Source organism: Paenibacillus sp. YPG26, assembly GCF_023704175.1.
GTDB lineage: Bacteria > Bacillota > Bacilli > Paenibacillales > Paenibacillaceae > Fontibacillus.
On record NZ_CP084530.1, the window covers coordinates 2,658,609 to 2,677,531 of the forward strand.

16 protein-coding genes are annotated in these 18,923 nt (G+C 48.4%); 6 read left to right on the top strand and 10 right to left on the bottom strand.

The window, feature by feature from the left end; all coding sequences use genetic code 11:
* Positions 1-48: 48 nt before the first annotated feature.
* From LDO05_RS12490 to LDO05_RS12510, 5 genes are all read right to left on the bottom strand, one after another.
* Complete coding sequence (locus LDO05_RS12490; RefSeq protein WP_251378714.1) at positions 49-1,554, bottom strand: IS1182 family transposase; 1,506 nt, start codon at positions 1,552-1,554, stop codon at positions 49-51.
* A gap of 127 nt (positions 1,555-1,681) precedes the next feature.
* Positions 1,682-2,356, bottom strand: a complete 675-nt coding sequence (gene rpiA / locus LDO05_RS12495; RefSeq protein ID WP_251375716.1) for a ribose-5-phosphate isomerase RpiA — start codon at positions 2,354-2,356, stop codon at positions 1,682-1,684.
* A gap of 132 nt (positions 2,357-2,488) precedes the next feature.
* Positions 2,489-3,730 carry a bacillibactin exporter BcbE gene (gene bcbE, locus LDO05_RS12500; protein ID WP_251375717.1) on the bottom strand — a complete coding sequence of 414 codons (1,242 nt, stop codon included), beginning with the start codon at positions 3,728-3,730 and terminating at the stop codon, positions 2,489-2,491.
* Between the two features lie 92 nt (positions 3,731-3,822).
* Positions 3,823-6,168, bottom strand: a complete 2,346-nt coding sequence (helD, locus tag LDO05_RS12505; RefSeq protein WP_251375718.1) for an RNA polymerase recycling motor HelD — start codon at positions 6,166-6,168, stop codon at positions 3,823-3,825.
* A 232-nt stretch (positions 6,169-6,400) separates the two neighbouring features.
* A complete protein-coding gene (locus tag LDO05_RS12510) occupies positions 6,401-7,426 on the bottom strand; it encodes an FUSC family protein (protein ID WP_251375719.1) in 1,026 nt (341 codons plus the stop codon).
* Between the two features lie 159 nt (positions 7,427-7,585).
* On the opposite strand from LDO05_RS12510, the gene LDO05_RS12515 reads away from it, so the two are divergent.
* Positions 7,586-8,116 carry a hypothetical protein gene (locus LDO05_RS12515; RefSeq protein ID WP_251375720.1) on the top strand — a complete coding sequence of 177 codons (531 nt, stop codon included), beginning with the start codon at positions 7,586-7,588 and terminating at the stop codon, positions 8,114-8,116.
* Positions 8,117-8,171: 55 nt separating this feature from the next.
* Here LDO05_RS12515 and gntK read toward each other — a convergent pair whose 3' ends face one another.
* A complete protein-coding gene (gntK, locus tag LDO05_RS12520) occupies positions 8,172-9,737 on the bottom strand; it encodes a gluconokinase (protein WP_251375721.1) in 1,566 nt (521 codons plus the stop codon).
* Positions 9,738-9,980: 243 nt separating this feature from the next.
* Positions 9,981-11,084 carry an AI-2E family transporter gene (locus tag LDO05_RS12525; RefSeq protein ID WP_251375722.1) on the bottom strand — a complete coding sequence of 368 codons (1,104 nt, stop codon included), beginning with the start codon at positions 11,082-11,084 and terminating at the stop codon, positions 9,981-9,983.
* 222 nt (positions 11,085-11,306) lie between these two features.
* Here LDO05_RS12525 and LDO05_RS12530 point away from each other — a divergent pair, with 222 nt between their 5' ends.
* The gene (locus tag LDO05_RS12530) at positions 11,307-12,125 is read left to right on the top strand and encodes a PPK2 family polyphosphate kinase (RefSeq protein ID WP_251375723.1); all 819 of its coding nucleotides are present in this window, start codon (positions 11,307-11,309) and stop codon (positions 12,123-12,125) included.
* Between the two features lie 103 nt (positions 12,126-12,228).
* On the opposite strand, the gene LDO05_RS12535 is transcribed toward LDO05_RS12530, so the two are convergent.
* Together LDO05_RS12535 and LDO05_RS12540 are read right to left on the bottom strand one after the other, a co-directional pair.
* Positions 12,229-13,287 (bottom strand): lactonase family protein, encoded by a 1,059-nt coding sequence (locus LDO05_RS12535; RefSeq protein WP_251378715.1) that lies wholly within the window; start codon positions 13,285-13,287, stop codon positions 12,229-12,231.
* 289 nt (positions 13,288-13,576) lie between these two features.
* Entirely contained in the window at positions 13,577-14,572 is a 996-nt protein-coding gene (locus LDO05_RS12540) for a Gfo/Idh/MocA family protein (protein ID WP_251375724.1), read from the bottom strand.
* 196 nt (positions 14,573-14,768) lie between these two features.
* On the opposite strand from LDO05_RS12540, the gene LDO05_RS12545 reads away from it, so the two are divergent.
* The 4 genes from LDO05_RS12545 (at position 14,769) to LDO05_RS12560 (ending at position 17,773) form a co-directional block, all read left to right on the top strand.
* Positions 14,769-15,878 (top strand): Gfo/Idh/MocA family protein, encoded by a 1,110-nt coding sequence (locus LDO05_RS12545; RefSeq protein ID WP_251375725.1) that lies wholly within the window; start codon positions 14,769-14,771, stop codon positions 15,876-15,878.
* Between the two features lie 183 nt (positions 15,879-16,061).
* The gene (locus LDO05_RS12550; RefSeq protein WP_251375726.1) at positions 16,062-16,415 is read left to right on the top strand and encodes a LytTR family DNA-binding domain-containing protein; all 354 of its coding nucleotides are present in this window, start codon (positions 16,062-16,064) and stop codon (positions 16,413-16,415) included.
* A 191-nt stretch (positions 16,416-16,606) separates the two neighbouring features.
* Positions 16,607-17,281, top strand: a complete 675-nt coding sequence (locus LDO05_RS12555) for a 7-cyano-7-deazaguanine synthase (RefSeq protein WP_251375727.1) — start codon at positions 16,607-16,609, stop codon at positions 17,279-17,281.
* 63 nt (positions 17,282-17,344) lie between these two features.
* Positions 17,345-17,773 (top strand): HIT family protein, encoded by a 429-nt coding sequence (locus LDO05_RS12560; RefSeq protein WP_346657575.1) that lies wholly within the window; start codon positions 17,345-17,347, stop codon positions 17,771-17,773.
* Between the two features lie 36 nt (positions 17,774-17,809).
* Here LDO05_RS12560 and LDO05_RS12565 read toward each other — a convergent pair whose 3' ends face one another.
* Positions 17,810-18,805 (bottom strand): aldose 1-epimerase, encoded by a 996-nt coding sequence (locus tag LDO05_RS12565; protein ID WP_251375729.1) that lies wholly within the window; start codon positions 18,803-18,805, stop codon positions 17,810-17,812.
* Positions 18,806-18,923: the final 118 nt, after the last annotated feature.

The following is an 18,923-nucleotide window of genomic DNA, read 5'->3' on the forward strand; positions in this document are numbered from 1 at the left end:
CACTTGTTTTTTTATAAGTTTCATAGTATAATATCATACTTTTCACATTTATCCTGTAGGTATTTGCGGTGAAATTATATAAAAAAGAATAACCTCCCTAGGGAGGTTACAGATTGCAGACAAACTTCTTGTTCCCGTTAGGAACACAGGAGTTTGTCTTTGTTTTTTTCTGTAAGAGATCATAAATAAAGCCAAATATCGCTTTGAGCCACCGGACTTCCAGAGCCAGGTGGCTAACTTTTTGAGGTTCATGCAAGCAAAAACGAGCATCGCCTGCATGGAAACTTTACGAAGTCCTCGTAAAGTCGTCCAGCGCATGCCATGCTTTTCCTTTAGATCTGCAAATACGCGCTCAATCGTTTCCTTGCGCTGTGAGTAAATTTGTTTGTTTTCATCGGTATGCCGAAGGTGGTCTGCTTCTTCCAGATAGTCAGCCCAAATATGGCGGCTAATTCGCTTAGTGAAGTCCTTGCTTTCGGTACACTGACTCAAGAAGGGGCAGTCTTTGCATATTGTGGGATCGGAACGATACATCTTGTACCCTTCCCGGTTCGTCAATTCATAGGTTAGAAACTCATGGTTCGGACAGATATAGGCATCGTAGTGCTCATCGTATACGTAATCATATTTCTTGAAAAAGCCATCCTTTGTACGAGGTCTTGTGTATGGCATAACAGGCCGTATCCCGTCATCGATCAGCAATTTACTAATGTAGGGAGTCTTGTATCCAGCGTCAACTGCTACAGCTGTGGGCTTGCCCAGAGACTTCTTTACGAGCTCAAGCACATCCTCAAACACCTGGCTGTCATGTACATTTCCTGGAGTTACTTTCGCACCCAGAACAAAGCCGTTGCGGTCGCAGGCCGTATGAAAACTGTAGGCAAATACACGTTCTTTTTCGCCCTTTACAAATAGTCCGCTCTCAGGGTCGGAGATGCTTGTTTTTGTTTCTTTCAGAGCGGACTTAGGCTTTTTTCCGAAAGGCTTCTTCCCATGCTGGATCCGGTCTTCATTAATCTCTTTATCAAGCTGCTCTTGGTACTTTTTGCTTTGCTCCTGTACCATCGTTTTTTCATATTTATTTTTGTTGGCGTTTGCCTTCACATGCGTTGCATCCATGAAAAGCACGTCTGGCTCTACAAAGCCATGCCCTAAAGCTTCTTCCAGAATACGTGCAAAAATGGATTCAAAAATATCCGTGTCCTTAAACCTGCGAACATAGTTTTTACCAAAAGTGGTGAAGTGGGGAATGGGCTGGGTGAAGTCATAGCCGATGAACCAGCGGTAAGCTACGTTAGTTTCAATTTCCCGAATGGTTTGGCGCATGGAGCGAATGCCAAATAGATACTGGATAAGCACGATTTTAATCAGAACTACGGGATCGACACTCGGACGCCCCGTAACCGCACTGTATTTATCTTGAACCAGCTCGTATATAAAACTAAAATCGATCGCATTTTCTAACTTGCGAACCAAATGATCCTTAGGCACAAGGTCGTCTAGCGCATTCACAGAAATCTGAAAGCGACCTTCATAATTATTTTTACTAATCATCATTTACACCTCGAATCAACCTTTTCCTTGACTTATTCTACAAAAAAAGTCTGTAGACCTGCTCCTTTCGGAACTTTGTCTACAGACTGTAACCTCCCTAGGGAGGTTATTCTGTCATCCAACGTATTTAGTTACCTTGAATAACCTCAGTCCGTCCATCCTCGTACCCGATAACCGCTCTAGTTGCAATCCCGATGAACAGCCCGTGATCGACAATTCCGGTAATCCGCTTCAATTCCTCTGCAAGCTGCTGCGGAGACTCGATCCGCCCGAATGACGCATCAATAATGTAATTGCCATTATCCGTTACCACAATATCCTCGCCCTTCATCCGAATCTCAAAAGGTACAGGATAGCTCTCACGAAGAGTCTGCAGCGTCCACTCATAACAGAATGGCACAACTTCAATCGGCAGCTTGAACGCGCCCAGCTTATCCACTGCCTTACTGCCATCAGCAACCACGATGAACTGATCACTATGAAGAGCCACAAGCTTCTCGCGAAGAAGCGCGGCCCCGCCGCCTTTGATCAGATTCAGCTCTGGATCAAGCTCATCAGCGCCATCAATAGCAATATCAAGCTTATCCACTTCAGATGGGTTCAACAACGGAATATTATATTTAAGGGCAAGCTCTTCCGAAGCCTTCGAGGTCGCAATCGCTGTAATCCTGAGGCCTTCAGCTACTCTCTCCCCTAACTTCTCAATTGTAAAATAAGCAGTGGAGCCGGTTCCAAGCCCCACAGTCATGCCGTCTTTGACCCATTCGGCGGCCAGATATCCTGCCGCTTGTTTTCCATTCATGTGCTGTTCCTCCCGGTATGTATTGGCTTGCCTCTATCATACCAAATGTATGCAGGGGTTGGCACCCTTTTCGGGGCAATCAAAAAAAGCCTGCTTCCATGCAGGCTCCGCTCTGAACACGATCCACTCTGTCTATGGCTGATGGATGGCATGTCTTCTTGCAGAAGGTTCCCTCTCCGGCTCCTTGGAGGGTCTGATCGCCAGAAGAATCAGGATAACGGCGATCAAAGATACGGCGGCAATCACGATGAACATGGTCATATGCCTGGTCTGGATAAGCAGGGATACGACCGGAGGCCCTAAGGAGACGCCAATGAACCTCATGCTGCTGTATAAGGAGGTAATCGTGCCCCGTTGTTCTTTCTCAATGCCTTCGGTGATCAAGGTGTCTGTACAGGGTAGAACAATTCCTACACCGGCGCCGCAGACAATCAGACAAGAGATCACGAAATAGATGTTATTGAACATACTGATTCCGACTAGAGAGCCTGTGGATAACACCATGCCCACCACGCTTGCCCACTTCATCAGCACTTTGTTCTTTCCGATTTTCTTACCGGTAATATAAGAAGCGAGGCACAGGGCAGCCAAGGGAATGGCCAGCACCAGACCTTTCATAACCCCTTTCAGATGATGCTTGGTCTCAAGCTGCTCCGACAGGTAGAACAAGACGCCGAATAATAAAAACATGCAGATTCCGCCAATGGCGAAGATGGCGTACAGCCAGCGGCCTTTCTCCTTCAGAACATCCTTCACATCCCCGAGGAAGGCACGAAGTGAAGAATCCTTCTCTTTTCGCTTAGGCGACTTGACCAGAAATATGACGAGCAGCAGCGAGATCAGACAGAGTACTGGTATCGTCAGGAACGGGAGGTACCACAGCCATGCGCCGAGAGCGGCTCCCAGAATAGGACTGAGCACTTTGCCGAACGTATTGGAGGTCTCGATTAATCCCAGACTCTTGCTGACATCCTCTTCGTTCTCGAACATGTCTCCCACAAGGGGGATAACAATCGGGAAGGCTCCGGCAGCTCCAATCCCCTGCAGAAACCGTCCAGCGAGGATGATCCAGTATACCGAAATCCCTTCCCCGAACCAAGGCGCAACCCCGCACAATGCGCCTCCAAGCCCAGTAATAATAAGACTCGGGATAATCACAGTTTTGCGTCCGAACCTGTCCGAGAGGTAGCCGGCAATCGGGATAAGAATAATGGCTACAATAGCGTACACGGTAATTAACATACTGACCTGGAAAGAGCCTACCTTTAATTTCCGGGCAATCTCCGGAAGGATTGGAATGAGCATTGAATTCCCAAGGGTCATGATTAACGGAATGGAAGCAAGCGCAATAAGATCCCCTTTTTTGCCATCCATGCTTAACTACCACCTTTCAGATAACGAGCAGGCTCGATTACCTGTTATTGTGGATAGATCGAGGTGAAATTATCCCGCTTGGCTTCAGTCATTCAAGTCAGGCTCACGAAGGTGTCCGGATTAACTTGTGCAATAAAGGGGCTAATTTCGCCAACCGAATAGATATGGAGCAGATGCATAGCCCGGGTGCATGCCGTGTAGAAGAGCTTCCGCTCTGTCTCACGGGCATAGGAAGCTTCCGACCCGTCATATATAAGCACGGCATCAAATTCCACACCTTTAGCCAGATATGCCGGGATTACATGAATGCCCCGCTCAAAATTCAGGGTTGTCTTCTTGATCAGTTTTACCGAAGGCACCTCTTCAAGCACTTGATAGGCGGCCAGGCTCTCTGCGGCTGTCTTGCAGATGACGGCAATCGTCTCATATCCCTCAGCCCGCAGCATCTCTATATCCTCCGCTAAAGCCTGATGAAGTTGATTATGATCCTTCACACGTTGAACCTTAGGCAGCTCCCCGGCCCGGTTAAATGCCTGAATCTGCTCTCCTCCAGGGATCATTCCCTTGGTGAATTCAACAATTTCTCTCGTCGATCTGTAGCTCCGTGTCAAAATAATCTGTTCGCTCTCCTCTTCCCCATAGAGATCGGTCAGCACCGAAGACTGCTGAAGTGCCGAAGCATGGGCATAAATGGCCTGGTTAAGGTCACCAAGTGCGGTCATCCGGGCTCTAGGGAAGAGCCTTTTGAGGAAGAACAACTGAAATGGTGAATAATCCTGAGCTTCGTCAATAAAGACATGGCGGATAGATGTATTGGAATGGAACCCGAGTATAAGCTCCTTAAGATACAGCATCGGGGTTGCGTCCTCGTAAGCGAGTTCAGTCTTCTTAAGCTTGTTCAGAGTGAAGGCGCTGATCTCGGACCAGTGTTCCGGAAGCTCTCCCTCATTCAGCTCCTGCATCAGCTTCGGCTGTTCAAACAGCTGGGCATACAGCTGCTTGTTATCAACGAACCGCAGAGCCTTCACCCATCTGCGAAGCGGCTTGAGCTTGCTGCTGACCACCATTTTGGCCAAAATCGTCTTCTCGTCCTCATAATCATTGTAGGACTCACTCTTCCGGCGATTTTTACGGCGCATCCGCTGGAAAGCCCTCTGATATTCTTCGCTATCCAGCAGCTGAATTTGTTCTTCAACCCAAGGTTTGTCAAGTTCACTCTTGGCGAAGGCCGCCAGCTCTTTGAGCAGCCATTCCTTCAACAATTCACACCGGTTGGCCAGTCTAACGGAACGGTCATAAGCGTAAAAGCGTTCCTGAATAGAGGCTGCACTTACAATCTCTTGCCCCTGGAAGCGCAAAGGCCTGAAACGCATCAGACCCTGTTCAAGCTTGTCTCTATAGTTATTAATGGCCTTGTAATACTGATGGGAGGATTTGTAACGGATACCTTCTATCCGAGCCTTATAACCCTCTTCATCATACCTGGAGAGCACGTATTCCAGCTGTTCAAAAGGATCCTCAAGCTGAAACTCCCTGCCGATCCGGTGTTCAAGATACTCCTGAAATGTAGTCTGGCGCATATTCTCTTCGCCAAGCTCAGGGAGAACGGTCGAGACATAACTATTGAACATGGGGTTCGGGGAGAACAGGATGACCTGCTCTGCCTTCAAATGCTCCCTGTATTTGTAGAGCAAATATGCCACGCGTTGAAGAGCCGCTGAGGTCTTGCCGCTCCCGGCCGCACCCTGGACAATCAGCATCCGGCTCCGGTCATTGCGGATAATCCGGTTCTGCTCCTTCTGTATCGTTGCTACGATGCTCTTCATCTGCGCATCAGAGGAACGGCTGAGCACCTGCTGCAGCAGCTCATCCCCTATGGTTACGCCTGTATCGAACATAAGCTTGATCTCACCGTCACGAATGACATACTGCCTCTTGAGCTCAATCGTCCCCTCGATCTGGCCTGATGGAGTCTGATAGGATGCGGGACCCGGGGTGCTGTCGTAATACAAATTCGAGATTGGGGCACGCCAGTCGTAGACCAGAAACTGTTCATCCTTCTCATCAAGGAGAGATGCAATGCCGAGGTAGATAGCTTCCGGCTGTTCCCCCTCTTCAGCAAAATCAATTCTTCCGAAGTAAGGAGATTGGAACAGGCGTTTCATTTTGCCAAGGGCGGCATAGGCATGCAGGTGACTCCGCTCCCGGTCGGACAGGATCTCAGACTGCTGGCGAAGACTTGTAGACGTCTCTCCGACATCATCAGACTCGCTGAAATTCATTGTCACCTCATCCCAGAAGTCTTTTCTCATCTCCACAACGTCTCCACGAACGCTGCCCACTTCCTGCTCCAAACGCTTGATTCGCTTGCCAATGAGCTGAGTTACATCACTTACCCGTGTCTGTTCCTCCTGCCAGTCCTGATCATTTATACTCAATGTTCATTCGCCCCTTTTCCGGTGTCATCCAGGCCTATTGACACACACGATATAACGTGGTAAAATTGACACAGGATCAATTTATTTAAATAGGTTTCCCTTTAGAGTCTAAACTTTATTTTATCAGTATTGCATCGGCAAATCAATGGTGCTTGTTCGCTAAAGGCACCGTATAATAAAGTCCCGCCAAGCCGGCGGGACTTTTTCTTGTTGTTATATGCTAATGAATGATTCAATGCTCATCTGGCTTATTTGCAGTGTGATCCGACAGACGGTTAAGCCGTTCGAGCTGGTGACCGTAATCGTACATCTCTGCCGAGACTATGGACAGCCTAAGCACCCCTACTCTTTTCTCCGCATAGTGATCCAGCATTCGTCTAAGGAATTCGTCATTGTCCTGCTCGAGCAGCTCCGCCTCCAGAAAATTCGGCTTGAGCTTATCATCGAATTTTAGCAGAATATGCTCATGGAACCGGATTAACCTCTCCAGATGGGCATCGAATTCCTTATTGATGGACTCAGGCCGCACAGCCTGGAAGTAATGCTGTTCCACCGCGTCCAGAACCTCATAACCTTTACGAAGGGTATGCAGCATTTGCTTATAGACAACCAGCTTGCGGCTGTCACTGAATTTGGGTGTCTTCAGCTTCTTCAAGTCTTCTTCCATCAGCTTGAATTTATCCGTTAAAGAATTAATCGAGTCTTCCAGCTCCCGCTTTTCCTTACGGAATACCGTCTCCTTAATCTCATCAGAGATCACGGTCCGAAGCAGCAGAGACAGCTTGTTGAAGGTCTGACTAATCTGGCTCACGAATTGAACCCGGGGCTTGGGCGGGAAGACGGCCATATTAATTACAAAGGCAGATATGATGCCTATAAGACTGAGCACGAACCGGTTAAGCGCGAACTCCCACTGTCCCGATGCCTCCATTACGGCGACTACAGTAACCAGGGTGATTCCAATAGTATCTCCCATGTTGAGCTTAAGACAGATCATAATAACGAGAATACATACCAGGCCTACCGCAATGGGTTCCTTGGAGAATACACTCCCGGCAAGAAGCGCCAGAATCGCTCCCAGGGTGTTGGTCTGCAGCTGATCAACCAAATACCTCCACGACCTGTATATCGAAGGCTGCATGGCAAAAATAGCTGCCACCGCGGCAATAACAGGTGATGAGAAATTCAGCCATACGCTTAAATATAAAGCCAAAGTTACCGCAATGCCGGTCTTTAGCATCCTTGCTCCAAACGTCAAGGCTATTCCTCCTCTCTCTATACGCCCTACCCAATCATTACCCCAAAATTTCATCAGATATTAGCCTGACTGGTTTATGAACTATGTATTTTGGTCCACACTTGTAATGTCCCACTTGTAACAGCTCCCCATACTCCAACATGAAAAGGTGGAAGATCTATGCAGCAACAAAGATTATTCCGGCTTGTCCGTGCGCTTGCAGCTGTATTCATTACGGCAGGAGCGGCATTTGGTGCCTTTTCAGGCAAGGTATCAGCTCTTAGTGAGCCTTATGCAGTCCGGCCGCCAGGTAATGAGGTCGGCCATGCGGACGGCAGAACCGGAAAGCAGCATGGCCATTTCTACGGCCACTTGGTCCGTGAGACCGCATCCCTTCTTGGGATTTCACATGAAGCGGTGATCGCGGAGCTGAAGCAGGGCAAATCCTTGCGCCAGATCGCCTTAGAGAAGAAAGGCTGGAGCGAAGCCGATTATGTCCTTAAGCTGAAGAACTCAATCTCAGCCCGGATAGATCACAGTGTAGCCTCGGGGAAGTTAAGCCCCGACAAAGCGGACAAATTCAAGGCACTGCTCCCGGGCAAAATTCAGAAGGCGGTCAACCGGACCTGTAAAGGCATGCTGATCAAGCCTCCTCATGACACAAGCTTGAACCCGGGCCAGAATCAGATTAATCGTAGGATCAATCCATAAATTGAAGCTGCCCCGACGGGCAGCTTTTCCTCTATGTTGAGATCACAGCCCCATGTTAGTCCAGCGTGGTCTCAAATCCTCCGCTGCGCTGGAATTCTGCCATGATATCGAACTCATCCTTCAGCTTCATATACAGTCTCTCATACATATAGTAGAGCTCCAGATAGACCTCGCTGTTCTTGAGGTCAGGATGGTGTCTATGGGATATTCGCACCCACGATCGAATCTCGGCTAGAGAGTCCAGATCGCCTGTCGCATAGAGGGCCAAGACAGCCGCGCCCATGGCAGATGCGTCCGCCACTTCCGGAACCAGCAGCTCCTTGCCCATTACATCCGATAGAATCTGGCGCCATACTGCAGAGCGGGCAAATCCGCCGGAGGCGATAATTTCTTTGGCCGGTCCGGTTAACTCACGAAGAGCGACACCCACAGAGAAGATGCTTAGCACAACGCCTTCAAGAACAGCCCGGATGAAGTGCTCCCGCTGGTGGCGGAGACTGATTCCGAAGAACGTTCCTCTCGCATTGGCATTCCAGTAAGGCGCCCTCTCCCCTGTAAGGAAAGGGAGGAACAGCAGCCCCTCTGATCCCGCCGGAACCTTCTCCGCATATTGGATCATCAGATCGTAAGGATCGACACCAAGCTTCTTCGCAACCTCGATCTCCGGTGTGGCGAACTGGTCCCGCAGCCAGCGCAGCATGATCCCGCCGTTATTCGTCGGTCCGCCAACCACCCATTTTTGATCAGCAAAAGCATAACAGAACGTGCGGCCCTTCTCATCAGTTACCGGTCTGTCTGTTACCGTCCGGATCGCTCCACTGGTCCCGATCGTTACCGCTACTTCACCCGGGCCTGTGGCCGCCACGCCCAGGTTCGCCAGAACCCCGTCGCTCGCCCCAACCACAAAGGGAGTTTCCGCAGGAATGCCCATCTCAAGCGCATATGACGGAGCCATCCCGGTGAGCACATGGGTTGTGGGAACAAGCGTGGGAAGCTGTTCCTTGGAGATGCCCAGCAGATCAAGCACGCCCTGATCCCAATCCATGGTCTCCAAGTGCAGAAGACCTGTTGCGGAAGCGATCGAATAGTCACTGACATAGGTGCCATAGAGTCTGTGCAGGATGAACTCTTTGATGCCAGCGAACATTCTGGTCTTCGCAAATAACTGAGGTGCTTCTTCTTTCATCCATAATATTTTGGAGAGAGGGGACATAGGATGAATAGGCGTGCCGGTGCGCAGATAAATCTCATGCCCACCGTGCTCCTGCATCAGCTTCTCCGCCTGCCTCAAGCTGCGGTTATCCGTCCAGACAATTGCTTTCGTAAGCGGATTATCCGAAGAATCCATAGCGATCAGAGAGTGCATGGCGGTGCTAAGCCCGATTGCCTTGATCTTGTACCCTTTGACCCTGCCTTGATCTTGCACGCGCTGGATGGATTTCACTACCGCTTGCAGAATCTGTTCGGGATCCTGCTCGGCATAATCCGGTTTGGAATGACTTAACGGATATTCTATCGTACTTGAAGCAAGTACCACTCCCCGCTGACCGAACAGAACCGCCTTCAGACTCGTTGTCCCGATATCTAGCCCAAGTACAGCTTCGTTATGCTGTAATGTCATAGTAACGACCCCTCATCATTTAGAACTTTTCGTTGAACTCTTAGATCAATTACCCGAAAATCGGAGGGCTGATCTATCGTTCCCTGATGTCTTGCAGTCCCTGTTATCTTGCAGTCCCCTATTGTCTTGCAGTCCATTGTACTGAAAACAAGAAGCGGATTTCAATGACATACATTTCGGGATAAATAAGACCCGGTCATTACGGCTGCACCGCTCTGACCGGGTCTTATCTATGAGGCAGGCTTAATCTAACGGAGGATGCTGGGATTTAGGCTTCTCTTCCTCAATTACCGGGACCGCGGCCTGCAGCGCAGGTTGTACCCCGACGCCTACCGGGACCTCCAGTATATCCAGGAAGAACATGAATACAGGCACACCTACGATGAGGCCCCATACCCCAAAGAAGTGTTCGGAGACGAGCAGAATCGTAAAGGTATAAAATATCGGCAAATGCGTCTTGGAGGACATGAATTTGGGATTTAGAATATACGCCTCTATAGCATGCAGTACCACTATCATGACCAGTACATAGATGATCTTCGTTATACCGCCGATCTTGAAGGCAATCGCACACAGCGGAATGAGGGATACGAATACGCCCAGCACGGGAACCAGACCAAGCAGGAAGATCATCACTCCGAGCGCAATCAGATTCGGGAATCCGAGAATCCATAGAAACGCAGTGGAGAGAATGGCATTGGTTAATGAAATCAGGAATTGCACTTCGATAATTTTTCCGAAAGAGTGAACAAACTTCTTGCCGAAATATTGAAGCTCATTGAAGAAGTAAGCAGCCTTGCTCTCCTTGAATTTGGAGGTGAAGCGGACAACCTTCTCCTTCTCCAGCAAGAAGAACAAGCTCAGAATCAGGGCTATGAACAGATTAAGGCTCCATTTCCCGATATCCGTAACCGTCTTCAGTATAAAGTCCAAACCTTTGTCTACATAACTCGCCAGGTCAATCTTCTTAAGCGAATCCATGAGATAGTCCACAATAACATTGCTTGGAAGATCAACTGGGGGCTTATTGTAGAAGGAAATCACCTGATTCACAAGCTCGTTAACCTCTTTGACCAGAACAGGTGAATATTTGTAAATGACGTATCCCATTAATGAGAGGATGACCACATAGATGGAAGCGACCGTGAAGGTCTTGTTAAGCCGGACCGTCTTCTCCGTGCTCTTAATGATAAATTTATGGAGCCGATTGATCAGGTAAGTGAAAATAAATGTGATTAGAATTAGATTCAGCATACTTCGGAACAAGTACAGTACAACGATCAGAAACACAAGCGCAAAAAATCTCCGGATTCCCGGAACTTGAAACAGCTCCTTAAAAAAAGTCATTCAGCTATGGCTCCTTTTCCCCCATCTTTTTGTATAAATCTCCTATCCATCATAGACCACAAAAATCCATTGAATCAAGAAAGCAAGCTCTACTTATAACAATACGGACAAAATCCGTAATAGTAACACTATTTTATATGAAAAAGTTATTTTTATGTAACCCCTGAGAAATGTTTATGAATGGAAATGCCTGTTTATACGTATCAGTAAGGAGTGATAAGCATGGATCTCAAAAAGTACATGATCAAGCCTGATGATAATTTTTCACTAAAAAACGCTGATCCGATGGACACGGGCACCTTCAAAAGCAAGGAAGAGGCCGAGGCTGAGACTCAAGGTCTCCGCAAAAGGCTGAGCGAGCTTCAGGACATACTTTATGCAGAGAAAAAGCACTCGGTCCTTATTATTCTGCAGGGCATGGACACTAGCGGCAAGGACGGCACCATCAAGCACGTCTTCTCTGGTGTGAACCCGCAGGGGTTCAGTGTAACCAGCTTCAAGAAGCCTACCGCCGAGGAGGTCTCTCACGATTTCCTGTGGAGGGTTCACCAGCATGCACCAGCCAAAGGCTACATAGCCGCCTTCAATCGTTCCCAGTACGAGGACGTCCTCGTCCCCTGGGCACATAAGACAGGAACAGAGGAAGCGTTGAAGCAGCGGCTCAAGCATATTCAGCATTTCGAGGACATGCTTACGAGTGAAGGGACGAAGATCATCAAGATTTTCCTGCACATCTCAAAGGACAAGCAGCTGCAGAAAATTCATGAACGCATGAAAGAGCCCCGGAAGTTCTGGAAATTCGATCCGACAGATCTGCTGGAGCGTGAATACTGGAATGAGTACCAGCAGGCCTATGAAGAAGTCTTCGCATCCACAAGCACGAATCAGGTCCCTTGGTACTGGATTCCTGCCAACCAGAAATGGTTCCGGAACTATCTGGTCCTGCGGATTCTCGTGCAGACACTGGAAAGTCTTAATCTTGAATACCCGCTTCTTCAGGCTACCCAGTCTGAAATTGCCCGTTATATGAACGAGAAATAAGAGTCTGGCATCGCCCGGGGTACCCTGGCTGTTACCGGCGGATGATAATCAATGAAGAAGGCAGCCCGCATGGGCTGCCTTCTTCGTCTACCCGTCAGTTGTCTTAACTGAACTGGACCGGCTTCACGCAGACCGGCTTGGATACCTTAGCTGTCTGACCGGTGAAGGTCAGCTGCCCTGTCTCCTTATTCACACGGAACACAGCCAGGTTATTGGAATCCCGGTTAGCTGCAATTAACAGACTCCCGTCTGGGGTCAGGGCAAAGTGTCTTGGATGGCCGCCTTCAGTAGATACATGTTCCACATAGGTAAGCGTGCCGCTGTCCTGATTAATCGAATAGACAACAATGCTGTCATGTCCCCGGTTGGACCCGTACAGGTATCTTCCATCCTGGGATACAGTGATTTCAGCCGTCGTATTCTCGCCCTGGAAATCTTCTGGAAGTGTAGGGACGACTTCCAGCGCAGTGAGCCTGCCCTCTTCCTGATTATAGCTGAACGCTGCAATCGTAGAGTTCACTTCATTGATCACATAGACATACTTGGCGCTCGGATGGAAAGCCAGATGACGAGGACCTGACCCTGGTGGCAAATGGGTATCTGCATGAAACTCAAGTGTACGATTTGCCTCGTTAATTGTGTACGCGCGGACAATATCAATTCCGAGATCGGACACGAACAGGAAGCGGCCATCCGGACTAAAGAAGGCTGAGTGCACGTGCGGCTTGTCCTGCCGTTCCGGGTCTGCTCCATGTCCCGTATGCTGCTTCGTATCCACAAGTTCTCCAATCGTTCCGTCCCCGTTCAGTGCAACAAGCCCGACAGTTCCTCCATGATAGCTGGATACAACCAGGTATTTGTTGTCTGCGTCCCGGTTAATATGACAGGTTGTGCTCTCCAGATTGACTTCCCGGCTTAGTTCACGAAGCTTGCCGGTAGAGATATCAATTTGGTAGGAAGCAGCAGCGCCCCCCTTGCCCCCATTTACAGCAGCTTCCGTAAGGGCATAGAGTCTCTGATTCTGTTCATCCACATTCAGGAAAGTTGGATTCTTCAGGCCGGACACCTGGTCCAGCTGTCTAAGTTCCCCTGTGTCTGTCTGCAGCTCGTATACATAGACACCAGGACCTTCCGCTTCGGCGTAGGATCCTATGAACAGCATCAATCGATTAGTAGATGTAGACAATCTGTATTCCTCCCTTATGTAACCGTCATTTGTACAACGACAGTGATCATTTCCTAGTAATCATATTGTTTCTCAATTTCATGCAAAAGTCCAGCCCGGGCCACATAGCAGAGCTGTACTGAACGGGAAAGAGCGGTTTCGCTTGTGCTGGGATAAGTTGAGCCTCTAAAGTTGGAGGTTGTCTCAAAAAGTTCGAAATCAGCGCGAAAAAGCCTGACGTATCAGGCTTGGAATCAGGTCAGAGTCAATATCGGTACTCCCGCGTCTATCTGAGCTCCACTCTTCTGCGTTCTGCCGCCGAGAGCCGGCAGGCATCCAGCAGCTTCATGTTGCGGAGAGCGTCCTCCGGGAGGAATAGCTGCGGCATATGGCCGAAGGCCGCCTTTCCGAAATCTTCGATCTGACGTACATATGCATTAATCTCAGTCTCTCTGTATTCCTGCAGTTCCCCTCTGGAGAACAGATAATACCCCGATTGCTCCTTACCGGAGAAGGCATGAGGGATCTCGATCCTGCCCTCGGACCCGACAATTTCAAGACAGCGCCGCTCTTCGGCCCACATGCCGCAGTCGAAAGTCATAGCCAACCCGCCCGCAAATTCCACAAGCCCCGAGGACATCATGTCCACCCCGTCATGCCCGCCGGAGAAGAAGGAATTCACAGTTACCGCTTCAGGCTCCATGCCCGTGAAGAATCTTGCCGCGCTGAGTGGGTAACCGCCAACATCATAGATGGCGCCTCCGCCCCAAGCCGATCTGAAGCGGATATTATCTGCCTGATCCGGATTGTTATAAGTGAAGGAGGCTCTGATCAGACGCAGCTCTCCGATACCGCCACCGGCTACCAGCTGCTGGGCGCGTCTTAGAACAGGATGATGTCTGTACATCATCGCCTCTGCAAGCAGCACGCCCGCATCCGAGCATGCTTTGATCATTAGCTCCGCTTCCCATGCATCCAGCGAGAACGGCTTCTCACACAGCACATGCTTGCCCGCCTGGGACGCCTTAATGGTCCATTCCTTATGGAGGTGATTGGGCAGCGGGATGTACACCGCATCCACAGAGCTGTCTTGCAGTAGCTCCTCATAGCTGCCATAAGCCTTCTGCACCCCGAATTGATCTGCCAGAGCACGGCTCTTCTCGACTCCGCGGCTAGCCACCGCTTCGATTGTCCCATTAGTGGAATTCATTATAGCGGGCATGATGCAGTCACGGGCAATCCCCGCGCAGCCCATAATTCCCCAACGAAGCTGCTCATCCATGTATTAGCCCTCCTATTCTTCAGAATCACCACGCTCGCCAGGTGGTTAAATATATTTATTAGCATACACCTGCCGCTCAGGGATGAAACACACACTTTAGTTATGATAAGGTATCCTTAAGTCAATACCCCTCTTCACCTCAGAAGTACCAATAATATCCATCCGCTTAATTATATAGTTCAGGGAGTGACATAAGATGAAGAACATTAGAGTTGGAATCATCGGTGGTGGAGGAATTGCCGGTGCTCATGCCAAAGCCTACCGCAAGCTGCCGTTTGTCGAGATTATAGCCATTGCGGATATTACACCGGGCCGGGCCGAACAGTTCGCGGAGAAGTATAATCTCAAAGACACCCGCGCGTTTACCGATTACAAGGAAATGCTTAAGATAACCGAATTGGACGCGGTGAGCATTTGCACACCGAACGTATCCCACCATCAGATCTCTATAGATGCATTAAGGGCAGGCAAGCAGGTCCTGCTCGAGAAGCCAATGTCAGTCACGCTTGCCGAAGCAATTGATATGGTAAATGTGTCCAAGCAGACGGGAGGCATGCTCTCCATCGGATTCCAGCCAAGGTACGATCCCAACATGAAGCTGCTCAAGGATATTGTTAGCTCCGGAGAGCTCGGCCAGATCTATTATGTCGAGACAGGTGGAGGGCGGCGGCGGGGAATGCCGGGCGGTACATTCATCAACAAGAAGCTGGCAGGAGCGGGCGCCATGGCCGATGTTGGCTGCTACTCCCTGGATTTGGTACTGAATACACTGAATCATCCCAGACCGCTGACGGTATCTGCCTTCACCACCAATCACTTTGGAACTAACAAACGGTATCATCCGGAAGCTGACAAGTTTGAAGTGGAGGACTTCGGCGTTGCCATGATCCGGTTCGAGAATGATATGGTGCTTCAATTCAAAATATCTTGGGCCATGCACATGGATACTCTGGGGCCGACGATGTTCCTCGGTACCGATGGGGGCTTGAAAGTAAGGCCCCAAGGCATTGGGCCATGGTCAGGTGTATGGCAGGGCAAGGTAGGCTCCATGCAGCTGTTCCAAGACGATAACATGGGTCATTTATCAAGAGATATTCTTCTCAAGGACGATGATATCAATCTGTTCGACGAGAAGGTACGTGACTTTGCCGAGGCAGTCAGAGATGGCCGTCCAGCTCCAATTCCGGGAGAAGAGATTTTAATCCAGCAGGCCATTATTGACGGAGTACTTCGTTCCTCTCAGGAACGCAAGGAAGTTAGCATTGAGCTTCCACACCATCTGACTGTCCCATCACAGCAAGCATAACAAGACCTTCGATGAGCCCCCGGTTATAGCCGTGGGGCTCTTCTTGGAGTTAAATCGTTTGCACAAGTCAGTATACAAATTGCCCAAAAAAAATTGTGAAAAATGTGAGGAAAACTGTACACGGAGGAATTATTTTGTGATACGATGATAACGCTTCCGATGATCTTTTAAGGGGGGACCTGGATGTTGCAAATAAACAGTGCAGCACCGTCACGAAATGTGTATGAGGAATTCAATCCCAAGCTGGACGCGTACTATTTCAAAGTAGGAGATTATGGTCTGATCAGCTTCCACGGAAGGAACTATACCATAAAGAAGAGAATGTCTTCCGAGGAGAAAGCCACGCTCTTATCCGACTCTTCCTTCTTTCGTCTGACCTCTAACTTCTATGTCAACCTGGACAAAATCACGCATATTGAGAACCAGGCAATCTACTTCAAAGATAAAATTTCGGGTGACAAGTGCATTCCCGTATCACGCAGAACTCAGGAACTAGTACGGCGCATGGTCATCAAGCTGAACCATATCGCCATCTAAGCTGGCAAATGAAGAAAGCCGTCCTTCGCATGTGGAGAGACGGTTTTCAGCTTGTTCGATAACCTCGGTAATTCGGACCAGATAAATCGCCTTGTTCTGAACCCTGAGATAAGTATATCAATCCAGCTTGAAATTTCCTATTTATTGTAAAATGTGTAATGTATTTAATATTTTACTAGGAGGATGGAAAATTGAAAAAAGCTGTATTAATGTTATCAGGCGGTCCAGATTCGAGTACTCTTGCTTATCTGCTTAAAAGTCAAGATTATGAGTTGCACACTATTACTTTTAATTTTGGAGAACAAGAAGGAGAAGCTGAGCAACGTTACGCACAAGTTATTGCGAACAAAGTTAGTAAAACTCATCGTTTCGTTGATTTCGTAAATCCTATGAAACAATTGTACGGTTTTTTTGATATACCAGATCCTATTCATATTTTAAGAAAAACTGCTAATCCGAGAGAGCCAATTAAAAATTTTGGTGCTGGTATTGCCCTTTCTTTGGCATCATCATATGCCGCAGATATAGGAGCAGATGAACTCTTTTATGCTGTTCATAAAGATGATGCAGTATATAGAGAAAATAACATAGGATTTTTTGAAACAATGTCAAAGGCTATATCAATTGAGTTAGGCAGAGAATTTAAAATTAAGGCACCATTATTGAATAAAACCAAGGCTGAAGTATTTAGATTAGCAATTGACTTAGGGTTGAAGATTGAAGAAACTTGGAGTTGTGCAAGTAACAGTGTGATACAATGCGGAACGTGTGACCCTTGTAAAGATCGCAGACTTGCTTTAATGGAAAACAACATTGATGACCTAACTGTGTATAAAAATCCATCTAATATATATATTCACAGTTAATAAAAAGTCGGTAGAGAAAAGTAATATTCTTATCTTCTCTACCGACTTTTAAAAGGAGTAAATATGGCGGACTGTATTTTTTGCGAAATTGTCCATAACAGAGAGGCTGCAATTCTAATGGAAACGGAGTACTCGCTGGCGTTCTTTGATATTTATCCTGCTACTTTAGGACATTTGCTTGTTATACCCAAAAATCACATCCCCTACTTACACCTGCTGGGCTCGGAAGAGATCCAGGCCGACCTGTTCAGGACACTAATTAAAGCCTGTAACATGCTCGTTAACAGTAACTTGTGTTCAGATTATGAAGTCATCCAAAGCAACGGGCCGTATGCTGATCAGGATGTGGAGCATATCCATTTTCATATCATTCCGCGATACAGTAATGATCATGTTCACATTGAACTTGAGCCTTACAAAGGAATGGTATCCACGCAGGAGCTTAATGAGCTGGCGAATCTGATTAATGACCCGAATCACAAAAAAACGTAGAGCAAGCGATGATCAACCGCCTGCCCTACGTTTATTTTATTTTTTAATATAGATCCGGGCAGATTCTTCCCAAATCTCACCCTTGGCCAGACTGATCAGCCCGATCTCATCGGCTGGCAGATCCAATTTAGGCGCATTGACCAGGTTCATCTGGGGTTCTGGGCAGAAAAAGCCTTCTGTCGCCCCGTTATTCCATACCATCCACTGTTTATAAGAAGTCCCCACATCATAGACAAGCGTTACACCATGCTTCGTATCCGTGAGTTCCGCCCGGTTCCTTCCGTTACGCGGCACAGCCGTATAATGGTTGTCCATGGAGGCGAAGAACGGATTCACGCCGCCCGCTTTAAGCTTCTCTTCGTCCGAAGTCAGCGGCTGATACTCCCCTGTTGGCAGCATGCGTTCATTCAGCTCCCAACGCTGACCAATTGTAATCTCAGCCTGGTAATCCTGTGCGTTCCCACCCGGAACGAACGGAGCATTGATCGCCGTATGGAATGCGATCAGACAAGGTAGCGGTTCTTCTCCATCATTCTTCACACTCACCTGTTGGGACAATCCATCCTGTCCAAGGGTGTAGCGCATTTTCACCGTGAATTCAAACGGAAAGAGCTTATACACGGAATGGTCTGGATTAATGCTTACTTTTACCGTAACAAAGCTCTCCAGTTCAGTCTGCCCGAATTGTTCAACTTCCCAAGGAATTGTATGCAGGAAGCCGTGTAAATGATTGCCGGTAGCCGGCTCATTGATTGGCAACTCAAGTGTCCTGCCGTTCCACGGAAAATGTCCGTCCTCATACCGGTTCGGCGGGAATAGGATTGGAATTCCATATGTACCCGGGCCTTCTCTAAAGACATCCATCTCATCCTCACCCGGCTCGCGCAGGAAACGGTAACCGTTCTCATGATCGCGGAATGCAATCAGGTTCCCTCCAACTCCTGGCACCAGCGCGGCCTCGTATGGACCTGCTTTAAGCCAGATCGCCGGCTCGCCTTGGTAATCCCCCTCATAAGCTTTAACTTCAGCCATCTAAAAAGAACTCTCCCTTCATATGTGCAGCAGCGTAAATTTATGGATCTCTTGTCATTTTACCAGATTCTTTGGAGGTTAGCGTATACAGACTCTTAATCGCGAATCCGGCTTGTTC

Excerpts from the sequence above, each read along its gene's own strand:
- LDO05_RS12490 (WP_251378714.1), bottom strand. The coding sequence starts at position 1,554 with ATGATTAGTAAAAATAATTATGAAGGTCGCTTTCAGATTTCTGTGAAT.
- LDO05_RS12525 (WP_251375722.1), bottom strand. The coding sequence starts at position 11,084 with ATGACTTTTTTTAAGGAGCTGTTTCAAGTTCCGGGAATCCGGAGATTT.
- LDO05_RS12545 (WP_251375725.1), top strand. The coding sequence starts at position 14,769 with ATGAAGAACATTAGAGTTGGAATCATCGGTGGTGGAGGAATTGCCGGT.
- gntK (WP_251375721.1), bottom strand. The coding sequence starts at position 9,737 with ATGACATTACAGCATAACGAAGCTGTACTTGGGCTAGATATCGGGACA.
- bcbE (WP_251375717.1), bottom strand. The coding sequence starts at position 3,730 with ATGGATGGCAAAAAAGGGGATCTTATTGCGCTTGCTTCCATTCCGTTA.
- LDO05_RS12565 (WP_251375729.1), bottom strand. The coding sequence starts at position 18,805 with ATGGCTGAAGTTAAAGCTTATGAGGGGGATTACCAAGGCGAGCCGGCG.
- rpiA (WP_251375716.1), bottom strand. The coding sequence starts at position 2,356 with ATGAATGGAAAACAAGCGGCAGGATATCTGGCCGCCGAATGGGTCAAA.
- LDO05_RS12540 (WP_251375724.1), bottom strand. The coding sequence starts at position 14,572 with ATGGATGAGCAGCTTCGTTGGGGAATTATGGGCTGCGCGGGGATTGCC.
- LDO05_RS12550 (WP_251375726.1), top strand. The coding sequence starts at position 16,062 with ATGTTGCAAATAAACAGTGCAGCACCGTCACGAAATGTGTATGAGGAA.
- LDO05_RS12560 (WP_346657575.1), top strand. The coding sequence starts at position 17,345 with ATGGCGGACTGTATTTTTTGCGAAATTGTCCATAACAGAGAGGCTGCA.
- LDO05_RS12535 (WP_251378715.1), bottom strand. The coding sequence starts at position 13,287 with ATGCTGTTCATAGGATCCTACGCCGAAGCGGAAGGTCCTGGTGTCTAT.
- LDO05_RS12530 (WP_251375723.1), top strand. The coding sequence starts at position 11,307 with ATGGATCTCAAAAAGTACATGATCAAGCCTGATGATAATTTTTCACTA.
- LDO05_RS12515 (WP_251375720.1), top strand. The coding sequence starts at position 7,586 with ATGCAGCAACAAAGATTATTCCGGCTTGTCCGTGCGCTTGCAGCTGTA.